Origin of the sequence: Hymenobacter sp. H14-R3, from assembly GCF_030063445.1 — a bacterium.
GTDB lineage: Bacteria > Bacteroidota > Bacteroidia > Cytophagales > Hymenobacteraceae > Hymenobacter.
On sequence record NZ_JASITD010000006.1, the window covers coordinates 20,909 to 41,894 of the forward strand.

Annotated in this window: 17 protein-coding genes and 1 tRNA gene; 11 read left to right on the forward strand and 7 right to left on the reverse strand. The window is 61.1% G+C overall.

The features are described 5' to 3' along the window. Positions 1 to 50 precede the first annotated feature (50 nt). From QMK33_RS07555 to QMK33_RS07575, 5 genes are all read right to left on the reverse strand, one after another. Positions 51 to 593, reverse strand: coding sequence for an RNA polymerase sigma factor (locus QMK33_RS07555; protein ID WP_283563965.1), 543 nt, complete (start codon positions 591 to 593; stop codon positions 51 to 53). A 574-nt stretch (positions 594 to 1,167) separates the two neighbouring features. Beyond that, the gene (locus tag QMK33_RS07560; protein ID WP_283563966.1) at positions 1,168 to 1,821 is read right to left on the reverse strand and encodes a porin family protein; all 654 of its coding nucleotides are present in this window, start codon (positions 1,819 to 1,821) and stop codon (positions 1,168 to 1,170) included. A gap of 291 nt (positions 1,822 to 2,112) precedes the next feature. Further along, a tRNA-Arg gene (locus QMK33_RS07565) sits at positions 2,113 to 2,189 on the reverse strand. A 123-nt stretch (positions 2,190 to 2,312) separates the two neighbouring features. After that, positions 2,313 to 3,023 (reverse strand): TVP38/TMEM64 family protein, encoded by a 711-nt coding sequence (locus QMK33_RS07570; protein ID WP_283563967.1) that lies wholly within the window; start codon positions 3,021 to 3,023, stop codon positions 2,313 to 2,315. 85 nt (positions 3,024 to 3,108) lie between these two features. Continuing rightward, positions 3,109 to 4,014, reverse strand: coding sequence for a DUF2167 domain-containing protein (locus tag QMK33_RS07575; protein WP_283563968.1), 906 nt, complete (start codon positions 4,012 to 4,014; stop codon positions 3,109 to 3,111). A gap of 182 nt (positions 4,015 to 4,196) precedes the next feature. On the opposite strand from QMK33_RS07575, the gene QMK33_RS07580 reads away from it, so the two are divergent. From QMK33_RS07580 to QMK33_RS07605, 6 genes are all read left to right on the forward strand, one after another. Further along, positions 4,197 to 5,336 (forward strand): cystathionine gamma-synthase, encoded by a 1,140-nt coding sequence (locus tag QMK33_RS07580; protein WP_283563969.1) that lies wholly within the window; start codon positions 4,197 to 4,199, stop codon positions 5,334 to 5,336. Positions 5,337 to 5,460: 124 nt separating this feature from the next. Further along, positions 5,461 to 5,634 carry a hypothetical protein gene (locus tag QMK33_RS07585; RefSeq protein WP_283563970.1) on the forward strand — a complete coding sequence of 58 codons (174 nt, stop codon included), beginning with the start codon at positions 5,461 to 5,463 and terminating at the stop codon, positions 5,632 to 5,634. A gap of 163 nt (positions 5,635 to 5,797) precedes the next feature. After that, positions 5,798 to 6,421 (forward strand): SGNH/GDSL hydrolase family protein, encoded by a 624-nt coding sequence (locus tag QMK33_RS07590; RefSeq protein ID WP_283563971.1) that lies wholly within the window; start codon positions 5,798 to 5,800, stop codon positions 6,419 to 6,421. 42 nt (positions 6,422 to 6,463) lie between these two features. Continuing rightward, a complete protein-coding gene (locus QMK33_RS07595; protein WP_283563972.1) occupies positions 6,464 to 7,453 on the forward strand; it encodes an MBL fold metallo-hydrolase in 990 nt (329 codons plus the stop codon). A 380-nt stretch (positions 7,454 to 7,833) separates the two neighbouring features. Beyond that, on the forward strand, positions 7,834 to 10,638 hold the full coding sequence (locus QMK33_RS07600; protein ID WP_283563973.1) for a TonB-dependent receptor: 2,805 nt from the start codon (positions 7,834 to 7,836) through the stop codon (positions 10,636 to 10,638). Between the two features lie 385 nt (positions 10,639 to 11,023). Beyond that, positions 11,024 to 13,927, forward strand: coding sequence for a TonB-dependent receptor (locus tag QMK33_RS07605; protein ID WP_283563974.1), 2,904 nt, complete (start codon positions 11,024 to 11,026; stop codon positions 13,925 to 13,927). 126 nt (positions 13,928 to 14,053) lie between these two features. Here the strand turns inward: QMK33_RS07605 and QMK33_RS07610 are convergent, their stop codons facing one another. Both QMK33_RS07610 and QMK33_RS07615 read right to left on the reverse strand, forming a co-directional pair. Continuing rightward, a complete protein-coding gene (locus QMK33_RS07610) occupies positions 14,054 to 14,974 on the reverse strand; it encodes a hypothetical protein (protein ID WP_283563975.1) in 921 nt (306 codons plus the stop codon). A 601-nt stretch (positions 14,975 to 15,575) separates the two neighbouring features. Then, positions 15,576 to 16,574: an OmpA family protein gene (locus tag QMK33_RS07615; protein ID WP_283563976.1), complete on the reverse strand. Its 999-nt coding sequence runs from the start codon at positions 16,572 to 16,574 to the stop codon at positions 15,576 to 15,578. A gap of 247 nt (positions 16,575 to 16,821) precedes the next feature. On the opposite strand from QMK33_RS07615, the gene accD reads away from it, so the two are divergent. From accD to QMK33_RS07640, 5 genes are all read left to right on the forward strand, one after another. Further along, the gene (accD, locus tag QMK33_RS07620) at positions 16,822 to 17,667 is read left to right on the forward strand and encodes an acetyl-CoA carboxylase, carboxyltransferase subunit beta (protein WP_283563977.1); all 846 of its coding nucleotides are present in this window, start codon (positions 16,822 to 16,824) and stop codon (positions 17,665 to 17,667) included. Positions 17,668 to 17,876: 209 nt separating this feature from the next. Further along, the gene (locus QMK33_RS07625) at positions 17,877 to 18,623 is read left to right on the forward strand and encodes a YiaD family glycine zipper/OmpA-like lipoprotein (RefSeq protein WP_283563978.1); all 747 of its coding nucleotides are present in this window, start codon (positions 17,877 to 17,879) and stop codon (positions 18,621 to 18,623) included. Positions 18,624 to 18,782: 159 nt separating this feature from the next. Then, positions 18,783 to 19,058, forward strand: a complete 276-nt coding sequence (locus QMK33_RS07630; protein WP_283563979.1) for a YMGG-like glycine zipper-containing protein — start codon at positions 18,783 to 18,785, stop codon at positions 19,056 to 19,058. A 187-nt stretch (positions 19,059 to 19,245) separates the two neighbouring features. Then, complete coding sequence (locus QMK33_RS07635; RefSeq protein ID WP_283563980.1) at positions 19,246 to 19,962, forward strand: YiaD family glycine zipper/OmpA-like lipoprotein; 717 nt, start codon at positions 19,246 to 19,248, stop codon at positions 19,960 to 19,962. A 214-nt stretch (positions 19,963 to 20,176) separates the two neighbouring features. Beyond that, positions 20,177 to 20,941 carry an endonuclease III domain-containing protein gene (locus QMK33_RS07640; protein ID WP_283563981.1) on the forward strand — a complete coding sequence of 255 codons (765 nt, stop codon included), beginning with the start codon at positions 20,177 to 20,179 and terminating at the stop codon, positions 20,939 to 20,941. Positions 20,942 to 20,986 lie beyond the last annotated feature (45 nt).

A 20,986-nucleotide genomic window follows, 5' to 3' on the forward strand; every position in this document is an offset into this window, starting at 1 on the left:
TCCGCTGCGTTGCGCTCGCCATGACAAACGGCTTTTGCATAATTGCTGAATCACTTATTCATCAACTGGGATAGGGTGCGGATAATGCGCCGCCCGCGTGATTTTACCGTGCCCAGGGGCAGTTGCAGCTCGTCGGCTACCTCGGCCTGGGTGTAGCCGCGCATATAAAGCAGTTCCAGCAGCTGCTGGTCGCTGGGGGCTAGTAGCACCAGCCAGTCGCGCACGCCAATGTGCTCGGGCCGAAACGTGGGCGGGGCGGCCATCTGGTGCGCATTGCTGTCGCTGAGGGGCTGGGTGCGCTGGGCCGTGCGGCGCTGTTCGCGTAGGCGGTCGATGGCCAGGTTGCGGCTGATGTTGAGGGCCCACGTAAAGAGCCGGCCCTTGCTGGCATCGTAGGTAGGGAAGGCCAGCCAAAACTTCAACATGCTTTCCTGCAGCACATCTTCGGCCAGCTGCTCTTGGTGCACAATGCGCAGAATTACCTGGTACAGTGCCTTCTTGTAGTTCTTGTAAAAGAATGACATGGCCTTTTCATCTTTTGCGTGCAAGCGTTGGATGAGCTGGTCTTCAGCCTCTTGTTCAAGGATTTTCATTAGCGGAAAAGGATAGAGCGAACCCCACCTACGCCGCTACCAAATGCCTTGGATTTAGCTGCTACCGATAATAAATAGTGGAGCTTTTCGGAACTTTTCCGATGAAATCGGCCCTCTTCCGAAGGTCCTACTAAGGTTCCCCAGCTGGGTTCCAAACCACTCACCGCTAGCTAAAAGAATCTATCTAGCTAAGTAACTACCTGCATCTTAGGTCGCGAGGCTACCAAGCTCCTATCCAAATAGGGGCTGGGCGAGTGGGCGCCGCTGGGCGGGCTGCCGGGGTTGAGGCGACTATCCGCTCATTGTTGGCACCAATTGCCTCCCAGTGGCGAGCGGACAGCCGGCTCAATGCCGGCCGCCCGCCCAACGACTCTTCTGGATAGCCTCTAAGCCCCAGGCATAGCTAAGCAATGCTACCAAGAGTGATAAAAATCTGACAGATAATAGTTTATCACAGACTGTTAGCTTTGATGCGCGTCCCTGCCAAAGTTTTGGGAGTGCCTACATGCTAGCACAGCAAAAACCCTCTCAGTAATTTGCAGAGAGGGCACGGTCGCAAGGAAATGCCGCCTTATTAGCGCGTGGGCAGCTGGTAGGTGAGCGACGCTTGCAGGCTTTGGCGCTGGTGTTCGCCATCGAAGTTGCTACGCTCTTGGTTGAGGGTTACCAAGCCCCGGTAAGCACGCAGGCTCACCCCCAGGCCGGCCGCCAGCTTCACGCCCATGCCTACGCAGGCGCCAGCGTCGAAGCGCCGGTTACCCTCGGTCGCGGGCTGGTCAAACGTGCGTGTAGAAGCACTTATTCCCCACCCAGTATACGTGACGGTGCCAGTTTGGCGGCCCCCCAGCAGCAGGCTGGCCTGGGGGCCGGCCTCTACGTACACGGGGCCAAATGTGGCGCGCATCAGCACGGGCACGTTGAGGTAACGCAGGCTCAGGCGCGAATCGGCGCTTAAAGCGACATCCTGGCGGGCATAGCTGGCTTGCGATAGCCTGCTGCGCTCATCGCTGTACTGTATTTCGGGCACCACGGCCAGCCAGGTTGTAAGCGGCAGCTGATACGTGACACCAATTTGGTAGCCAAGCCGTGCGCCGGAGCTGCTGTAAAGGTTTGCGCTAGTAGCAGTATGCAGCTTGGACAGGCTGCCCCCTACGCGCAGCCCAAACTGGGCGTGCGCAGTACTGGCCACAAGCAGCCCGCTGCTAAGCAGAAAAAGAACGCGTTTCATGGAGAAAAGGAAAAGTGGAGCATAGTTGAAGGCAGGAGCCCTCAACCAGCCAAATGGTTGCAGCTGCTGGCCGCTGCGCCACCCAGCGCCAAGCTGCCTGGCACACGAATATCTTTTCAGCAGTCGCCGCCATGCCTGCGTGCAGTTGGAGCAGAGCAGCACCTTGGTAGCGGAGTAACAACTGCGCAACCTGGCCGCCACCCGCAAGCCGGGCTGCATTTGGTAAAGACTGCCACAGAAACTGCCACAGTTAAACAAAAAAAGGCCCTCACATTGCTGTGAGGGCCTTTTTGGTGGTCGTATAAGGAGTCGAACCTTAAACCTTCTGATTCGTAGTCAGATGCTCTATCCAATTGAGCTATACAACCGTTGTCCCGGGTTGGGAGTGCAAAGGTAGCAAGAAAATTTTCGGCTGTGCAAATACGACGGTAAGTTTTTTGGATAAAACGCGGTTTGCGTCGGGCAAACCGGTAATAATCAGGTACAAAATCTTAGTTGGCTGGGGTGCCGTTGCGCAATACCCGTTGCAAAGCCCGGTTGAATACCACGAACAGACCGAAGAGCGAGGCTGCCACCAAGCCAATGAGCACCAGCTTGCTGGCCAGGCCCTGCTCGGGGTCGTGGAGGAGGGCCAGTACGTCCTGGGCCTTGGTGCCAAGCCAGTAGAAAAACAGGCTGCGCGGCAGCATCCCAATGACGGAGGCCGCCAGAAAGCGCCGGCGCGGCACCCCCACAATGGCCAGCACAAACGTCATGAGCGCAAACGGCAGCACCGGCGACAGCCGCGTGAGCAGGATGAGCGACCAGCTCTGGTTTTGCAGTTCAGCCAGCACGGCATCGGCCTTGGGGAAGTGGTGGAGCACGGTGCGGAGCTTGCCGTGGTCGAGGCGGCGCGCCAGCTCGTAGCCGATGGCCGAGGCCAGCGCGTAGGCCGCCACCATGCCCGGCAGCCCCACCCAGCCAAAGTAAAACCCCGTGATAATGGCCACGAACGTGGTGGGCGTGAGGGCCGTAGCCATCAGCAGGCCCGCCACGGCGAAGTACAGAAAACTCTGCCCCAGGGTGAGGTTACGCAGCAAATCGGGCTGCTCATAGAGTAGGCCCAGCACCGCCGCCGAGCCGAGGAGGGGCACCGCCAGCAGCAGCCCCATGGTGAGCAAGGTGGAAAAATTCTTCTGGAAAAGCTCGCGCAAAAAGGCCATGGAGAGGGAAAAGCCGGGGGCCGGCCGATGAGGAGGCGAAAGTACCTACGCAAAAGCCGACCCCGCCGGCGCGCCCGGGCCGGGGCTACTCCTCCTTGGCTTCGAAGCCGAAGAAGCGCCGCAGGCCCGCCCAGGCCCCGCCCAACGCTAGCAGCCCCAGCTTCCAGAACTTGACGACGATGGCAAACAGGCCCACCTTGGCCAGCACCTTGCCGGCCACCAGGCCCCCAATGCCGTACACGGCCACCTCGTCGATACCGGAGCTGAAGTCGTTGTATTGCTGGCCCTTAACGAACGTCACATTGGCGAGCAAAGCGGGGATGCTGGCCTTGATTTCGGGCAGCTGCTGGGGCTCGGCAATGGCGTTGAACACGAGTACGCCCTTGCGGCCCAGAATGCGCACATTGTAGTTGAGGGTTTCGTCGAGGCCATCGCCAAAGCGTAAGAGCTTAGCCCAGTGTAGGGTATGCTGTTTTTTGTCGTAGTAGGGCGGCGCGCCCCAGCCGATGAGGTGCACGGCCCGGTAGCCGTCTTTGGTGCGGTCCTGGTTTTCCTCCTCCACGTCCTTTTGCATTTCCTCCAGCAGCTCGTCGTACTTGATGTCGTCGGCATCGTCATCCTGCACGTGGCCCATCGGGTCAAAATTGATAAGGTAGCCCCAGGTGTTGTCGCTCATGGGGCCGCGGTCCTCAGGAAAAAGCATACCCAGGCTTTCCTGCGGCGGGTTGCGCCAGAGCTTGTGCATAACGTAGGCCGCCTGCCCCGAGTCGAGGTACAGAAAGCCGGGCGGCACTGTGAGCTTGCCCACCCCGCCGGGCAGGTTGATGAGGCCCCCTTGGTACACAAACGTGCCGTTGATGGAATCGACCTGCGCCTGGTGCACGGCGGCCGAGTCCACGAGCACCGGCTTGGGTTTGGGCCTGGGTAGGGCAGCCTGAGTGCTGAACGACAGCGCGATGCAGCTACCAAGCACGAGTAAAAGTTTCTTCATTTGTCAGAAAAAAGGTGAAACAGAATATCGCTGCTAATATAAGCTCAGTTGCTGGGCCCGCTGCCCGCCCCCAACCGTTTCCTATTACCCAGCCCGTATTTTTACCCCGTGTTCCCACCCCGCGTAGCCAGCCCGCGCAGCGGGCGTATCTGCGAAATCCGTTTAATCCGTTTGAATCTGCGATGAAATTTGCCACCAAAGCCATCCACGCCGGCGTGCACCCGGACCCCACCACGGGGGCCATCATGACGCCCATTTACCAGACCTCGACCTACGCCCAGCGCTCGCCCGGCGACAACAAAGGCTACGAGTACTCGCGCACCCACAACCCCACCCGCACCCAGCTGCAAGACGCCCTGGCCGCCCTCGACAACGGCCAGCACGGCCTGGCATTTGCCTCGGGCATGGCGGCCATCGACTGCGTGATGCACTTGCTGAAGCCCGGCGACGAGGTGATTTCGACCGACGACCTCTACGGCGGCAGCTACCGCATCATGACCAAGGTGTACGAGCCGCTGGGCATCAAATTTCACTTTGTGCCGATGGGGGACATGGAGGCCGTGCGCGCCAAAGTGACCCCCAAAACCAAGCTCATCTGGGTCGAAACGCCCACCAACCCGCTGCTCAACATCATCGACATTGCGGCCGCCTCGGTGGTGGCCAAGGAGGCGGGCGCGCTGCTGGCGGTAGACAACACGTTTTCAACGCCTTACCTGCAAACGCCGCTCGACCTGGGCGCCGATATTTCGGTGTATTCGCTCACCAAGTACATGGCCGGCCACTCCGATACGGTGATGGGCGCGCTGGTTTTCAACGATGCCACGCTGCTGGAGCGGCTCAGCTTTTACCAGAATGCCTGCGGCGGCACGCCCGGTCCGCAAGACTGCTTTTTGGTGCTGCGCGGCCTCAAAACCCTGCACCTGCGCATGCAGCGCCACTGCGAAAACGGCCGCGCCGTGGCCGAGTACCTGCGCCAGCACCCCAAGGTGGAGAAAGTGTATTGGCCCGGCTTCGAGAGCCACCCCAACCACGCCGTGGCCGCCAAGCAAATGCGCGACTTCGGGGGCATGATTTCGTTCGTGCTCAAGGGCGATAAGCAGGAGGACGCCATTGCGGTGCTCGAAAAATTCGAGCTCTTCACCCTGGCCGAAAGCCTGGGCGGCGTGGAAAGCCTGAGCGGCCACCCCGCCACCATGACGCACGCCAGCATTCCGGCCGAGCAGCGCCGCAAGTCGGGCCTTTCGGACTCGCTCATTCGCCTGAGCGTGGGCATCGAGGATGCCGAGGATTTGATTGACGACCTGGCCCAAGCCATTGGGTAGTAAGCAGTAGGCTACAGTTGAAAGCGCTGGGTTGGCCGTTAGGCTGGCCCGGCGCTTTTGCGTAAGCACTAAATAAATTATTATTGCCTTTGCTGCTGGTAGCCAGCTCAGTAGCACTGTGGCGATGGTAGAAGTTTTGCCCGAAGGCAACTACTCGGAAGAGATGTTGCGCGACAAGAAGTTGGCCAGCACCCTGTACCAGGCCCGGGAGGTGCACGCCACGGAAATGGCCCCGCCTAGCCTGCGCAAAATAAAGGTGCAAGTGACTTACGATGTGGTGTTTGAGATAAAGCCCTGACCTGCTCGGCAAGCTGGCCTGGCGGCGGCGGGCGTAGGTGCGCACCATGCGTTTCAATCATTTTTTGCTAAGCTGCCTCGTCGTGCTGGCTACTTTTGCCAGCTGGTTCTTCGCTAGCTCCGCCGCTGGTGGCCCGCGCCCGGGCGCACCGGCCCCGTCTGTTATGATGCCTACGCCTTCCATTGCCTACCTCGCCCTGGGCGACTCCTACACCATTGGCGAGGGGGCCGGCTACGCCGACCGCTGGCCAGTACAGCTGGCCGCTCTGGCCCGTGCCTACGGCCTGCAACTGGCTGACCCCGAAGTAATTGCCAAGACCGGCTGGACCACCGCCGAGCTGCAGGAAGCTATTGCCGCCAGCGGCAACCACCGCCACGACTACGGCCTGGTTTCGCTGCTCGTGGGCGTCAACAACCAGTACCGCGGCCAAAGCCAGGCGCTGTATCGCGCCGAGTTTCGGCAGCTGCTGGCCACGGCCCAGGCCTACGCGGGCGGCCAGGCGGGCCGGGTAGTCGTGCTCAGCATCCCCGACTGGGGCCAGACGCCCTTCGCCGCCACCCAGGACCGCCCGCCCGCGCTGCTGGGCCACGAAATCGACCAGTTTAACGCCGTGGCCCAGGCCGAGTGCCAGGCCGCCGGCGTGGCCTTCGTGGACATCACCGACCTCACCCGTGCCGCCGCGGGCGATGCCCACCAGTTTACCACCGATGGCCTGCACTACACGAGCCCGCACATGCGGCAGTGGGCGGCGCGGGCGCTGCCCGTGGTGCAGGGGTTGCTGCAATAAAAAGCGTGGGGCTGCGTCTGCGGGGCTTTCCAGCTACTTGCTATGTCACTTCAGCCCCGCCGCGTCGGCAACAAATACTACAACGTGCTGCCTACCAGCATAAGCCCGCCCTCGGGCTACGGGGCGCTGCTGCGGCGCTACCTTTTTGAGAAGGCTGAGCGCGAGCCCGCGCAGCCGCTGGGCCCGTTTCGGGCCGATGCGGCCGCGCTGGCGGCTGCCGTGCCGGCCACTGCCCTGCGCGCTACCTGGCTGGGCCACAGCACGGTACTGCTGGAACTGGATGGCCGCCGCTTCCTCACCGACCCGGTGTGGGCGGCGCGGGCCTCGCCCACGCAGCTGGTAGGGCCGAAGCGGTTTTTCGCGCCCCCGCTCGCCCTGGCCGATTTGCCGCCCCTCGACGGCGTTATCCTCTCGCACGACCACTACGACCACCTCGATGCGGCCACCATTCGGGTGCTGGCCCGGCGGGGCGAGCGGTTCTTTTGCCCGCTGGGCGTGGGCGCGCACCTGCGCCGCTGGGGCGTGGCGGCCCACCAGATTACGGAAGCCACGTGGGGTGATAAAATAGCATTAGCGCCTGATTTTGAATTAATTGCTACGCCCGCTCGCCATTATACCGGCCGGGGCCTGCTGGGCCGCGACCGCACGCTGTGGGCGTCGTGGGTACTGCGGGGGCCGCAGCACCGGGTGTTTTTCAGCGGCGACTCTGGGCCGTTCGACGAAGCCTTCCGGCAGATTGGGGCGGCGCACGGGCCGTTTGACCTGGTGCTAATGGAAATTGGCGAGGCCGACCCCGAATGGGCTGACATTCACTTGGGCCCCGATAATGCGCTGGCGGCGCACCGCCTGCTGGGGGGTGGCCCGCTGCTGCCCATCCACTGGGGCACGTTTAACCTGGCGCTGCACGCCTGGCGGCAGCCAGTAGAGCGCCTGCTGGAAGCCGCCGGCCCCGAGGTGCCGCTGCTGCTGCCCGCCCCCGGCCAGCGCGTGGACGTGGCCGCTGGGGCACTCAACTCGGGGTGGTGGAGATAAATATTTTAGCTAATTTTTAAGCTGATTGATAGTGGGTTTAAGTGTTTGCCAGGTGAGGTAACCAACCCATTGTTCTGAACAAAATTCGGGCATCGCAGTTGGGGGTTCGTTGCGTTCGGCCACCAGTTTGGGGCTTGAGCCGGCCTTGTTTATGCGCCACCTTGTTGCCTGCTGTTTGTGTTGTTGCCGCCCGGCAGGCGGGGGTTGCTGTTGCGCCTAGGCTTTTAGGCCCGCCGCGGCGGGCCACTTTTCATCCTCTTTTTGCGGGTATTGCTCTAAAGCCAGTCGTGGGCTTTTCTGCCTCCTTATTGGCTTCGGCTAGTGGAAACTAACGTAATAATAGTTAAGTAGTTAAGATATACTGGGTGCGATTTTATTTTATGAAGAAGACCTTATTTACGCCCTTGTTTGTGGTAGCGGCCCTGGCGGCCCACGCGCAAACCATCACCGTAACGGGCCGCGTGCTGAGCGCCAGCGGCGAGGCGCAGCCCGGCGCCACGGTGCTGCAAAACGGCACCACCAACGGCACGGCGGCCAACGCCAACGGCGAGTTTTCGCTGGCCGTGCCCACGGGCGCCACGCTCACTATCTCGGCTATTGGCTACGCCACGCAGCAGGTGCCCCTGAATGGCCGCACGCGCCTCGACGTGCGCCTGGTGGCCTCGGCCACCGACCTCGGCGACGTGGTGGTAACCGGCTCGCGCGCCACTGAGGGCCGCTCGCGCATCCTCACCACGGCCCCCGTCGACGTGATTTCGGCCCGCGACATCAAGGCCTTTGCCCAAACCGACGTGAGCCAGGTGCTGAGCTTTCAGGCCCCCTCGTTTCAGTCGGCGCGCCAGACCATGGCCGATGGTACCGACCACATTGACCCGGCCAGCCTGCGCGGCCTGGGCCCCGACCAAGTGCTGGTGCTCGTGAACGGCAAGCGCCGCCACCAGCAGTCGCTGGTGAACATCAACGGCACGGTGGGCCGGGGCTCGGTGGGCACCGACCTGAACGTGATACCCACGGCCAGCATCAAGCGTATTGAGGTGCTGCGCGATGGCGCGGCGGCCCTCTACGGCTCCGACGCCATTGCGGGCGTCATCAACATTCAGCTCAAAGACGACTCTACTGGCGTGAGCAGCAGCGCCTTGTATGGCCAAACGGTGGAAAGCGACGGCAAAACCGAGCAGGTCGATTTCAACGTCGGCATCGGCCTCCACGAGCGCGGCTTTCTCGATTTGAGCGGGCAGCTGCTCAACCGCGGCTATACCAACCGGGGCTTCGCCGACCGCGCGCCACTCATTTACCTGGGTAACAACAGCGGCAACTTCCCCAACGGCCTCGACGAGGCCGGCCGCCGCGACCTCAAGGCCCAGGACGATGCCCTGGTAGCTAAGAATGGCTTCGACCGCAACGACTTGCGCGTGGGCCAGTCGGCGTCGCGCAACTTCGGGGGCTTCGTGAATGGGGGCTACCGGCTCGGGGCCGGCTACGAGGCCTACGTATCGGGCGGGGCCACCTACCGCACGGGCCAGGGCTCGGGCTTCAACCGCCTGCCCAACCAGGCTACGTCGAGCGACCTCACCATTTACCCCAACGGCTACCTGCCGTTCATCAACACTACCATTTACGACCAGTCGGCCATCGTGGGCCTGCGCAAAACCTACGGCGGCTTTGCCGTTGATTTGAGTAACACATTCGGCCGCAACGAGTTGCGCTACGATGTGAGCAACTCCATCAACGCCTCCATTCCGCAGCGCGTGGGTAGCCGCAACCCCACCGAGTTCTACTCCGGCCGGCTGGCGTTTGCCCAAAACACCGTGAACCTCGGGGCCACGCGCCGCTTCACGGAGGTGGGGCCGCTGGCCACGCTCAACGTGGCATTTGGCGGCGAGTTTCGCTACGATAATTTCCTCATTGGCCGGGGCGAATATTCGTCGTACGCCTACCAAGGCCGCGTTATCGGCACCACGCCGGCCAACCCGGGGGCGCAGGTGTTTCCGGGCTACCAGCCGCAGGATGAGGTGAATAAATCGCGCACCAACGTGGCGGGCTACCTCGATTTGGAAAGCGACATCACCGAAAAGCTGCTGGTGCACGCTGCCGGCCGCGCCGAGCGCTACAGCGACTTTGGCGGCAACGTGAGCGGCCAGGCCGGCGCGCGCTACAGCATTACCGAGGGCGTGGCGCTACGCGGCTCCATCGGCAACGGTTTCCGGGCGCCCTCGCTGCAACAGCGCTACTTCACCAGCACGGCCACGCAGGTGGTGAGCGGCAGCGACCCGCGTCAGGTGCTCACCGCCAACAACGATAACGCGCTGGTACGCAACGCTATCGACAACGCCACGCAGCCCGGCTTCGGGGTTGGGGCGCTGAAGCAGGAGAAATCGACCAACTACAGCCTGGGCCTCACGGCGCGCTTCCTGCGCACGTTTACCCTTACGGCCGACCTCTACCAGGTGGATATCCGCGACCGCATTGTGCTTTCATCGCAGTTCACGACCAGCAACCCCACGGTAGCCACCATCCTGCGCAACACGCCGGTGAGCGCCATCCAGTTCTTCGCCAATGCCGTGAACACCCGCACCCGGGGCATCGACATTGTGCTCAATGAGCGCCAGCGCCTGACCAACAAAAGCACCATCGGCTTCACGGCGGCCGCCAACTTCAACCAGACCACGGTGCGCAGCTTCAACAGCTCGTCGAGCACCATTAATAACGACCCGACCCCCGGCACGGCCAGCCTGCAAAACACGCTCTTCAACCGCCAGCAGCGCGTGCGCCTCGAAAGCGGCAACCCACGCAGCAAAATCGTGCTCTCGGCCAATTATACCTACGGCATCTTCGGCATTGAGGCCCGCAGCGTGCGCTTTGGCGAAATACAAACGGCCGACGCCGACCCCGCCCGCGCCGCCCTCGACCAGACCTACTCGGCCAAGTGGATTAGCGACCTCACCGTTAATGCGCAGCTAACCAAGCAGATAAACCTGGCCATCGGGGCCAGCAACATCTTCAACGTGTACCCCGACAAGGTGGCCATCAGCCCCCGCAACGACCCCAACAACTTCTCGGCCGACCCCAACCTGAGCTACGCCTCCAACCAGGACAACTCCAACCGCGGCCGCTACCTCTACAACGCCAACCAGTTTGGCTTCAACGGAGCCTACTACTTCGCCCGCTTCAACGTAAACTTTTAGCAGGCAATAAGTTGTGATAAGTAAAAAGCCCGTTCTGGATTAGCAGAGCGGGCTTTTTTGGGCTCGTAACTGTGCGCTGCCGACTTAGCTGTTACGCGGATGGCACGGGGCCGCGCCATCCGCGTAACAGCACCTTTTATAAGGCGTGGGTAAAAGTTAGTCTCATACTCCGAAGGGGGTATTTTTTTGGCCCTGCTCAGCAGTTTGCTGGCGTGTTTCCTGCCAAATGCCCTTTGCTTTCCTTGCATGATGCTGAATTAACTACCTGAAAAGTATAAAATGGGGTTGACGTGAAAAGAATTGCCTAAAAGCTTGTGGCTATGAAGTTGCGGTGTAATTTGCTCGTGTCAACAGGCAAGCAATTACTTTTTAATCAGCTTTTTACATGAAAAAATATTTACTTACGCCCCTGTTCGTAGTGGCCGCGCTGGCGGCCCACGCCCAGACCATCACCGTAACTGGCCGCGTGCTGAGCGCCAGCGGCGAGGCGCAGCCCGGGGCCACGGTGCTGCAAAGCGGCACCACCAACGGCACCACGGCCGATGCCGCCGGCCGGTTTTCGCTGGCGGTGCCTGGCACGGCCACGCTCACCTTTTCGGCCATTGGCTACACCACCCAGCAGGTACCAGTGAACGGCCGCAAAACCCTCGACGTGCGCCTGGTGGCCTCGGCCACCGACCTGGGCGATGTAGTAGTAACGGGCTCGCGCGCCACCGTGGGCCGCTCCAACGTGCTCACCACCGCGCCGGTCGATGTGATTTCGGCGCGCGAAATCAAGGCTTTCGCGCAAACCGATGTGAGCCAGGTGCTTACCTACGCCGCGCCGTCGTTTCAGTCGTCGCGCCAGTCTATCTCGGATGGTACCGACTTCCTGGACCCGGCCAGCTTGCGCGGCCTGGGCCCCGACCAGGTGCTGGTGCTCGTGAACGGCAAGCGCCGCTACAGCCAATCGCTGGTGAACATCAACGGCACCATTGGGCGCGGCTCAGTGGGCACCGACCTCAACACGATTCCGACGGCCAGTATCAAGCGCATTGAGGTGCTGCGCGATGGCGCGGCGGCCCTCTACGGCTCCGACGCCATTGCGGGCGTTATCAACATTCAGCTCAAGGACGACACCACCCACACCAGCATCAGCAGCCTGTATGGCCAAACCACCCAGAGCGACGGCAAAACCGAGCAGGTCGATTTCAGCACCGGCATCAACCTCAACAAGCGCGGCTTCCTCGATTTGAGCGGCCAGTTTTTGAACCGCAGCTACACCAACCGCTCATTTGAGGATACCGCTCCGCTCATTTACTCGGGCAACAATGGCGGCAACTACCCCACCAAAGCCAACCCGGCTTTTAACCCAGCCCTGCCGGTTTCGACCAGCAACCCGACCGGCTTGCCATCGACTGAGGCCGAGCGCCGCGACCTGAAAGCGCAGGACGATGCGCAAGTGGCCAAAAACGGCTTCGACCGCCGCGATATTCGGGTGGGCCAGTCCGACTCGCGCAACTTCGGGGCGATGTTCAACGGGGCCTACCGCGTGGGTATGGGCTACGAAGTGTACTTCTTCGGCGGGGCCTCGTACCGCACGGGCCGCGGGCCAGGCTTCAACCGCCTACCCAACCAGCCTACCCAGAGCGACGTCAGCTTGTTCCCAAACGGCTTTTTGCCGTTCATCAACACCGTTATCAACGACCACTCGGGCACCTTGGGCGTGCGCAAGGAGCTAGGGGGCTTTGCCCTGGACCTGAGCAATACCTTTGGGCGTAACAACCTGGCTTTCACCGTTGATGGCTCCATAAACGCCTCCCTACTGCAAGGGGCGGGTATTGTAAATCCCACTAGCTTCTATGCTGGCCGCTTGGCCTTTATGCAGAATACGACCAACCTGGGCGTGTCGCGGCGCTACACTGAGGTGGGGCCGCTGGCTACGCTTAACGTGGCCGCTGGGGGCGAATTCAGGGTCGATAACTACCTTATTGGGGCGGGCGAGTACGCTTCCTACGTAACGGGCAGCCGCCTGCCTATCGTAGTCGATGGCTTCGACAAAAATGGCAAACCGGCAACTGCCTTGCCCGTGGCCGGCGCGCAGGTGTTTCCGGGCTATTTGCCTCAGAATGAGGTCAATAAATCGCGCACCAACGTGGCGGGCTACCTCGACTTGGAAAGCGACATCACCGAAAAGCTGCTCGTGCACTTGGCGGGCCGCGCCGAAAACTACAGCGACTTTGGTGGCAACGTAAGCGGCCAGGCGGGCGGGCGCTACAGCATTATCGAGGGGCTGGCGCTGCGCGGCTCCATTGGTAGCGGCTTCCGGGCGCCCTCGCTGCAACAGCGCTATTTCAATAACAACAGCACGCAGTTCGCCAGCGGCGCCCTCCAGCAGGTGCTTACCGTAAATAACGACAACCCGATAGTGCGTAATGGCTATACTGCAGGGGCCGCCGGCCAGCAGGGTTTTGGCGTAGAGCCGCTCAAGCAGGAGAAGTCGCGCAACTATGGGGTGGGCCTCACGGCTACCGTGGCCCGCCAGCTTACACTCACGGTCGATGCGTACCAAATTGACATCCGCGACCGCATCGTGCTCTCGTCGGCCTTCACGCGGGGCAACCCCATCGTAAGTGAAATTCTGGGTGCGCGCCAGGTGAGCCAGGTGCAGTTCTTCGCCAACGCTGTGAACACCACCACCAAAGGCCTCGACGTGGTAGCCAACGAGCGCATTGCGCTGGGTGCCAACAGCCGCCTGCTGCTAACCGCCGCCGCCAACTTCAACAGCACGGAGGTAACGAGCTTCAACTCCTCGTCTTCGACCATTAACAACGACAAAACGCCCGGCGTAGACAACCTGCAAAACCGTCTCTTCGACCGCTCGCAGCGCACCCGCCTGGAGCGCGGCAACCCACGCAGCAAAATCAACTTGGCCGCCGCCTACAACGTGGGCAAGTTTGGCATTGAGGCCCGCTCGGTGCGCTTTGGGGAGATTCAGACCGCCGACGCCCTACCCACCCGCGCCAACCTCGACCAGACGTTCTCGGCCAAGTGGATTACCGACCTCACTGTAAACGTGCAGATTGTTAAGCAGTTGAATGTAGTGCTGGGTGTTAACAACCTGTTCAATGTGTACCCCGACAAAATCTACGTGGACCCGCGCAACAACGCAAACAACTTCTCGGCTGACCCTGCCACGAGCTACAACTCCTCGCTGGACAACTCCAACCGCGGCCGCTTCCTGTACAGCGCCAACCAGTTTGGCTTCAACGGAGCCTACTACTTCGGCCGACTGAATATCACGCTGTAAGTAGTTGTCGGGTAGTATGTTATAAGTAAGGATTACGCTCGCAATAACAAACGTTTTGAGTAAGCCGCACATAAAAAAGACCCGCGCTGCTAGCAGTGTGGGTCTCTTTTATGCACAAAAGCGGCCTCACTCGGCGGCGCGCAGCAGGCGGGCTAGCAGCTTGCCGCGGGCCACGTAGAAGCCAGCGGGCAGCGTGCTGGCGGGCTGCCACACCACGCGGCCATCAGGCCCGGCGTGCAGCTGCGCCACGGTGCGCCCAAGCGCATCAGCAATGAGTATCAGTTGGTTGCCGCTCGCCGCCTTAAACTGAACCTGGTTGCGGAAAGGCATGGGGAAGGCGGTGGTTTCGGCGTCGGTGGCCGGGTGGGTGCCCAGCACCTGGTTGGTTACCCGGAAGTAGAGCGTCTGCTCGACCGCGCTATTCGGGCAGCCATCATCAAAGGCCGCGATAGTAGCGGTGTAGAAGCCCACCGGCAGGCTAGCCGGCACTTGCCAAGTGAGGCGCGCCTGCGTAGCGCTGAGCGTGGTCAGGCTCAAACCCGGAATAATGCTGGTGGCCTCACTACTAAAGCGCAGCTGCTGGCCCGCGTCGGGGTCGGCGGCCGTGAGGGTGAGGCTCAGCGTTTGGTCGGGGCGCACGGCAATGGTTTGGCTGGGCGGCTGGGCCGCACCGATGCCCACGGTCAGGCTCGTAAAGATGGGCGGCTGGTTGGCTACGTTTTGGGCTAAGTACACGATGTCGCGCGTGACGGCCCCAATGAGCTGCCAGGTGCCGGCTAGCTGCCGGTATTCGCGCACGCGCACCGCCATCGCATACAGGCCCTGCTGCACGGCCCCCGCCGGCGCAAGTAGGGCCCCAGTAGCCGGGTTGAGCTGAAAATGCGGTGACACGGCCCCGGCAATGGCTGTGCCGCACGGTACCAGTGGGTTCAGCGTTTCCTGCGACTCTACCACGCTGTAAGCTACCGAGTCGCGGTCCGTATCGTACGTGCTGAAGCTGTAAGCCTGGGCCAGGTTGCCTTGCAGGGCAGGCACCGCAGTTGACAAAAACGTGGGCGACGTATCCTGGATAATGGATGTATGGATGTATTATCTAGGTAGGCAGCCAGATAAGATGTACGATTTAGCGAGTTGTCAATGTTGCGAATGCCACTAGCCCGGTAATCCGTCCTAAAGCTTAGCGTCCATTGACCCCGTGGCAGGTCCACCTCGCCTGCGTATAGGAAAACATCATAAATGAAAGTGGAAACGCCACCCGCGCAGGCCACCGGAGTTAGCCGCGTGCTCTGCAACTTTGTGATGTCCACCGTAAAATTCCGGGGGTCGGTTGAGTTGCAGCTGCCTTGGGTGCCGGTTAGCCGCACCATTGGCTGGTCAACCCCCACAACATCCCGAAACAAGCGCAGCGTGACGCGGTAGCGCGGCACCCCCGGCGTGGTAGACGCCACCGAAGCGTAGGCAATGTCGCCTCCTGTGAGGTGCGAAGCGTACGAGGCTGGCTACAAGCTCAGCCATAGAAGCCCAGCCAGCAGCCAGCGCCAGCGAAAAAGTTGATTCATATAAATACCCCAGCGAGGCGAATAGGTTGTTGGCTTAAATATAGCCACAAACCGTTCGCCCCGCTGGGGTAAGGTTGACTATGAAGGCGTTACTTAGCCGCCCCGCTGCTACTGTCCAAAATCTGAAACAGCTCGTCGAGCTTGGGCGTGAGAATAATCTCGGTGCGGCGGTTGAGGGCCTTGTCCTGGGGCGAGTCGTTGGCGGCCACGGGCACGTACTGCGAGCGGCCGGCGGCCGTGATGCGGCTGGGCTCTACACCGGCCGTGGTGAGCAGGCGGGCAATGTCGGTGGCGCGTAACGCGCTCAGGTCCCAGTTGTCCTGGATGCCGCCGCTGGGGCGCATGGGCACGTTGTCGGTGTGGCCTTCCACCACCACGTTCACGTCTTTTTGCTCTTGCAGCACGGTGGCCAGCGTTTTGAGGGCTTCCTGGCCCTTAGGGTCCACCTTGCTGGAGCCCGACTTGAAGAGCAATTGCTCAGATAGCGACACGTACACTTTGCCATCCTTCAGCTTGACTTGCAGGTCTTTGGAGTTGAAGCTGAGCAAGGCGTTGCTCACACGGGTTTTGAGGTCGTTCACGGCCTTGTCTTTATCGGCCAGGGCCTGGGTCAGCTCGGTGAGCTTGGCTTCGCGGGCGGTAAGGTCGGCTTTGGTTTTTTGCAGGCTTTGGTCGAGGGCGCCCAGCTGGCCTTCGCGGGTGGCCAGGTCTTTGGCCAGCTTGCCGTAGTCGGCGTTGCGGTCGGCCAGGGCGCGGTCGCTGTTCTTGAGCAGCTTATCGTAGCTGTCGGTAAGCTGGGTGTAGAGGGTACGGGTGCGGCGCAGGGCGTTGCCGGTCTGGGCCGAGTCGGCGGCCAGGCGCTTCTGGTTGAGGTGCGCTTCGGCCAGGGCGTCGGTGGTTTTTTGGAGGTCGGCCTTGGTTTGGCGCAGTTGGCTCTCGGCGGTGGTGCGGGCCTGCGCCTCGCTTTGCTGGCGGGCTTGCAGGTCTTCGTAGCGCTTGGCCGTGACGCAACTGGTGAGGCTGGTGGCCCCGGCGGCCAGCAGCGCCAGCCCGAGCAGGGGAGAAGTAACGGAAAAAGACTTTTTCAACGCAGAGAAATGCCGCCGGTGGCGGGCTAAGTGGTGGTTGGGGCAAGTTACGGCCACCCCGGGCTTGCCCGCGGGGCCACCCGGCCTCCCACCCGCCGCCACCCCGGCCACCAACTCTCGGCTCCGATGGTAACTGTGGCGTAATTTTGCCAACCAGAAGATTGCCTAAAATTGCCAAAGCCAACCCGCTGACTCGCGCCGTCTTCTTGGCTTCTCAAATTCGTCATCCCACCAGTACCTCCCCACTATGGCTTGGTTCAAGCGCCAGGAAAAGGGCATTATCACCCCCACCGAGCAGAAAAAAGAAACGCCCGACGGCCTGTGGTATAAGTGCCCCGAGTGCAAAACCGTGGCCAATATGGCCGAGCACAAGCGCCTCCATTACGTGTGCGGCAACTGCGGCTACCACGACCGCATCGACGCCAGCGCCTACTTCGAGTTGCTCTTCGACGACGGCGAGTTCACAGAGCTGGATGCCAACCTCACCTCCGGCGACCCCCTGCACTTCGTGGATACCAAGGCCTACCCGCAGCGCGTGCAGGCCACCGAAAAGAACACCGGCCTCAAGGATGCCGTGCGCACGGCCCACGGCCAAAGTGCTGGCCAGCCGCTCGTTATCGCGGCCATGGACTTCCGCTTCATCGGCGGCTCGATGGGCTCGGTGGTGGGCGAAAAAATTGCCCGCGCCATCGACTACGCCCGCCAGCACCGCGTACCCTTCCTCATGATTTCGCGCTCGGGCGGCGCCCGCATGATGGAAGCTGGCTACTCGCTCATGCAAATGGCCAAAACCTCGGCCAAGCTGGCGCTGCTTGCAGAGGCTAAGGTTCCGTACATCAGTCTGTTGACCGACCCCACCACGGGTGGCGTCACGGCCTCTTTCGCCATGCTCGGCGACTTCAACATTGCCGAGCCGGGCGCGCTCATCGGCTTCGCCGGCCCCCGCGTCATCAAAGAAACCATTGGCAAAGACCTGCCCAAAGGCTTCCAAAGCGCTGAGTTTGTGCTGGAGCACGGTTTCCTGGATTTTATTGTGGACCGCCGCGAGCTCAAGCAGCGCCTCGCCGACTTGCTATCAATGGTGAACGGGTGAGGGGTGAATGGATGAGGGGTGAATGGATGAAGGAGCTAACTAATTGTTAATAAGATAATTAACTATTTGTTCCTTTGCTCCTTCACAACTCATTCCTTCATACTTCACCCTTGGCACGACTTTGGAAAAGCCCGCTTTGGTAACCAGAGCGGGCTTTTGCGTATAAGGCTTATCTGGACTACCATTCTACTCACCAAAATCACTTTGAAATGATGACTTCTTCTAAGTCTTTCGCGGCTGTTCTCATGGCCTTCGTCCTGCTGCTGGGCTCGTGCGCCTCTACGCGCCAAACCTCTACCCAACCCGACCTGTCGAACAACAACGGTACAGGCGTGCGCAAGGACGGCATGAACAAAACCACCAAAGGCGGCCTCATTGGGGCGGGCGGCGGGGCGGCGGCCGGTGCTTTGCTGGGCGGCCTGCTGGGCGGCGGCAAGGGCACGGCCATCGGGGCTATTTTGGGCGCGGCAGCTGGTGGTACCACGGGCGCACTCATTGGCCGCAAAATGGATAAGCAAGCGGCTGAGCTGCAACGCAATATGGCCGGTGCTAAAGTAGAGCGCGTGGGCGAGGGCATCAAAATCACTTTCGACTCGGGCATCCTATTTGACACCAACTCGGCCGCCTTGCGTGCTGCCTCGCAAACTGATATCGGCAAGCTGTCTACCACCCTGAAAGAATACCCCGACACCAACATCCTGGTAGAAGGCCACACCGACAACACGGGTAGCGACGCCATCAACCAGCCCCTGAGCGAAAACCGCGCGCAGTCGGTAGCCTCCAGCATCACGGCGCAGGGCGTAGCCGGCAGCCGCATCAGCACCAAGGGCTATGGCTCGTCGCAGCCCGTGGCCGACAACTCGACCGAGGCTGGCAAGCAAGCCAACCGTCGGGTAGAAATTGCCATCTTCGCCAACGAGAAAATGAAGAAGGCTGCCGAAAATGGTTCGCTCTAATTACTAGCATAATTGCTTGACTTACAAAGCCCGAAACAAGTTGTTTCGGGCTTTTTTTCGTTTTTATTGGTAACTCCCAGCAGAAGGGCCTCGTTAAATACCCGCGCTTCGGGCGCATTGCTGCTCACGTTGTTTTGCTAACTTTATTTCCGTTATTTTATGAAATCCTTTTCGAGGCTTTTTGCATTTCTGCTGTTGGTTTTCGTGCTCGTAAGCACGGCTGCCCAGGCCCAGGACAAGCCTAAGGGCTGGAGCCGCAAGGCCAAAGGTGCCGCTATTGGTGGCGGTGGCGGTGCCGTAGTAGGTGGCCTGCTGGGTGGTGGCAAAGGTGCCCTCATTGGCGCTGGTGTCGGCGTAGTAGGCGGTGGCCTGGTAGGCCGCAACCAAGACAAGAAAAAAGACCCGGCCCGCTACAAACACTACCGCAACAAGTAGCGACAGCGAGTGCCCCGATACTATGGAAGCCCGGCCTTGGCCGGGCTTTTTTGTGCCCCGCCCGTGCCAAGCCGGGAGGGGTGGACCGCCGCCGGCTACTTGACTAAGTTTGGCAAGGTGGTTGCAATTGCCGAACTTGCCGCCGCGTTATCCTCGCGTGGTCGTTTCGACTTTTTATTTTCATCCCATGAAAACCCTGAAACTCTCTTTTTCTTACTTCCTGGCCGTTTTGCTGCTGCTGGGGCACTTTGCCCAGGCACAGAGCACTACTATTACCACCGAAAAGCCCAAGGGTATGTCCAAAACGCTGAAGGGCGGCCTTATTGGAGGCCTGGGCGGCGCAGCTGGCGGGGCTATTTTGGGCCGCGTAATCGGCGGTAAGTCGGGCACGGCGAAGGGTGCCATCTTGGGTGCTGCCGTGGGCGGCGCGGGGGGCGCACTTATTGGCCGCCGCATGGATAAGCAGGCTGCTGAGCTGCGCCGCGACCTCGACGGGGCCACCGTAGAGCGCGTGGGCGAAGGCATCAAAATCACGTTTGCCTCGGGCATTCTGTTTGGTACCAACTCCTCGACCCTGACCTCTTCTGCCGCTGGCAATATCGATGAGCTGGCCACCACGCTCCAGAAATACGCCGATACCAACATCACAATTGATGGCCACACCGACGCGTCGGGCTCCGATGCCATCAACAAGCCCTTGAGCCAGCGCCGCGCCCAGGCCGTTTCCAACGAGTTGATTACCAAAGGGGTAGAAACCAGCCGCATCACTGCCACCGGCTACGGCTCGACCCAGCCCGTAGGCGACAATACCACAGTAGCCGGCAAAGCCGCCAACCGCCGCGTAGAAGTAGCCATCTTCGCCAACGAGAAAATGCAGAAAGCCGCCAAGCGTGGCCAGCTGTAACCGCAGATTCAAACGGATTCAACGGATTTTGCAGATACGGGGCTGCGCCCCTGGCTATGCGGGATGCCGTTAGGGAAATGCGGCAAGTAAAAAGCTATTTTTCACCTAAAAAGGCCACCTTCGGGTGGCCTTTTTACGTTGTACAGCCAGCTACCCAGCGCCAAGCACTACTGCAAAAAAGCCAGGGGCGTCAGCCTCGTATCTGCGAAATCCGTTGAATCCGTTTGAATCTGCGGCCGACAAGGCCCTGGCTGACCACACTATTCTGGATGAGTTTTATGGGCGGGTGCCGACGGCCCCGCGCCGTACGCCCATGCGTGAGCTCATTTCGACCCTGCTCTCGCACCGCACCACCCACGCCGACGAAGAGCTGGCCTACGACCGCATGCTCGAAGCCTTTGGCGACTGGGAGGGCGTGCTGCACGCGCCGCTCGATGACCTTATTCACGCCATTCGCACCACGCGCTGGCCGGCCACGCAGGCCCCGCGCATTCACGATATCCTGGCGCGCATCAAGACCGAAACGGGCGGCAGCTTTTCGCTTGATTTCCTGGCCGACTGGTCTACCGAGCGCGCGATGGAGTGGCTCACCGACATGCCCGGCATTGGCCTGAAAACGGCCTCGTTGGTGCTGCTCTTCAACTTTCGCAAGCCCGTGTTGCCCGTCGACGCCCACGTGCACCGCGTGATGCAGCGCCTGGGTGTGCTGGGCCCCAAGGTGACGGTGGAGAAGGCCCATGGCCTGCTACTCGACCTGCTCAAGCCGCACTTGGATTCCGAAGGGCTCTTCAACTTTCACAAGCACAACTACTGGCACGGCCAGCAAATCTGCTTCTTTCAGCGGCCCAACTGCCCGCGCTGCCCCCTCAAAGGGTTTTGCAACTACTACAAAGAGCAGTTTGGCGAAGCCACGCCGGAGGCGCTGGCCGCCACCCCCACGCACTGGGATGCCGCCGCCTGGGGCAAGCTGCCGCATTAGCAAGTAGGGTAAGCTTTAGCTTGCCGCCGTTTGAACGACCTGTCG

What these genes read in the sequence shown, in the direction of transcription:
- QMK33_RS07585 (WP_283563970.1), top strand. Translation starts at nt 5,461, where the DNA reads ATGGTAGAAGTTTTGCCCGAAGGCAACTACTCGGAAGAGATGTTGCGC.
- QMK33_RS07590 (WP_283563971.1), top strand. Translation starts at nt 5,798, where the DNA reads ATGATGCCTACGCCTTCCATTGCCTACCTCGCCCTGGGCGACTCCTAC.
- QMK33_RS07635 (WP_283563980.1), top strand. Translation starts at nt 19,246, where the DNA reads ATGAAAACCCTGAAACTCTCTTTTTCTTACTTCCTGGCCGTTTTGCTG.
- QMK33_RS07580 (WP_283563969.1), top strand. Translation starts at nt 4,197, where the DNA reads ATGAAATTTGCCACCAAAGCCATCCACGCCGGCGTGCACCCGGACCCC.
- QMK33_RS07575 (WP_283563968.1), bottom strand. Translation starts at nt 4,014, where the DNA reads ATGAAGAAACTTTTACTCGTGCTTGGTAGCTGCATCGCGCTGTCGTTC.
- QMK33_RS07570 (WP_283563967.1), bottom strand. Translation starts at nt 3,023, where the DNA reads ATGGCCTTTTTGCGCGAGCTTTTCCAGAAGAATTTTTCCACCTTGCTC.
- QMK33_RS07605 (WP_283563974.1), top strand. Translation starts at nt 11,024, where the DNA reads ATGAAAAAATATTTACTTACGCCCCTGTTCGTAGTGGCCGCGCTGGCG.
- QMK33_RS07600 (WP_283563973.1), top strand. Translation starts at nt 7,834, where the DNA reads ATGAAGAAGACCTTATTTACGCCCTTGTTTGTGGTAGCGGCCCTGGCG.
- QMK33_RS07625 (WP_283563978.1), top strand. Translation starts at nt 17,877, where the DNA reads ATGATGACTTCTTCTAAGTCTTTCGCGGCTGTTCTCATGGCCTTCGTC.
- QMK33_RS07555 (WP_283563965.1), bottom strand. Translation starts at nt 593, where the DNA reads ATGAAAATCCTTGAACAAGAGGCTGAAGACCAGCTCATCCAACGCTTG.
- accD (WP_283563977.1), top strand. Translation starts at nt 16,822, where the DNA reads ATGGCTTGGTTCAAGCGCCAGGAAAAGGGCATTATCACCCCCACCGAG.
- QMK33_RS07560 (WP_283563966.1), bottom strand. Translation starts at nt 1,821, where the DNA reads ATGAAACGCGTTCTTTTTCTGCTTAGCAGCGGGCTGCTTGTGGCCAGT.
- QMK33_RS07595 (WP_283563972.1), top strand. Translation starts at nt 6,464, where the DNA reads ATGTCACTTCAGCCCCGCCGCGTCGGCAACAAATACTACAACGTGCTG.
- QMK33_RS07630 (WP_283563979.1), top strand. Translation starts at nt 18,783, where the DNA reads ATGAAATCCTTTTCGAGGCTTTTTGCATTTCTGCTGTTGGTTTTCGTG.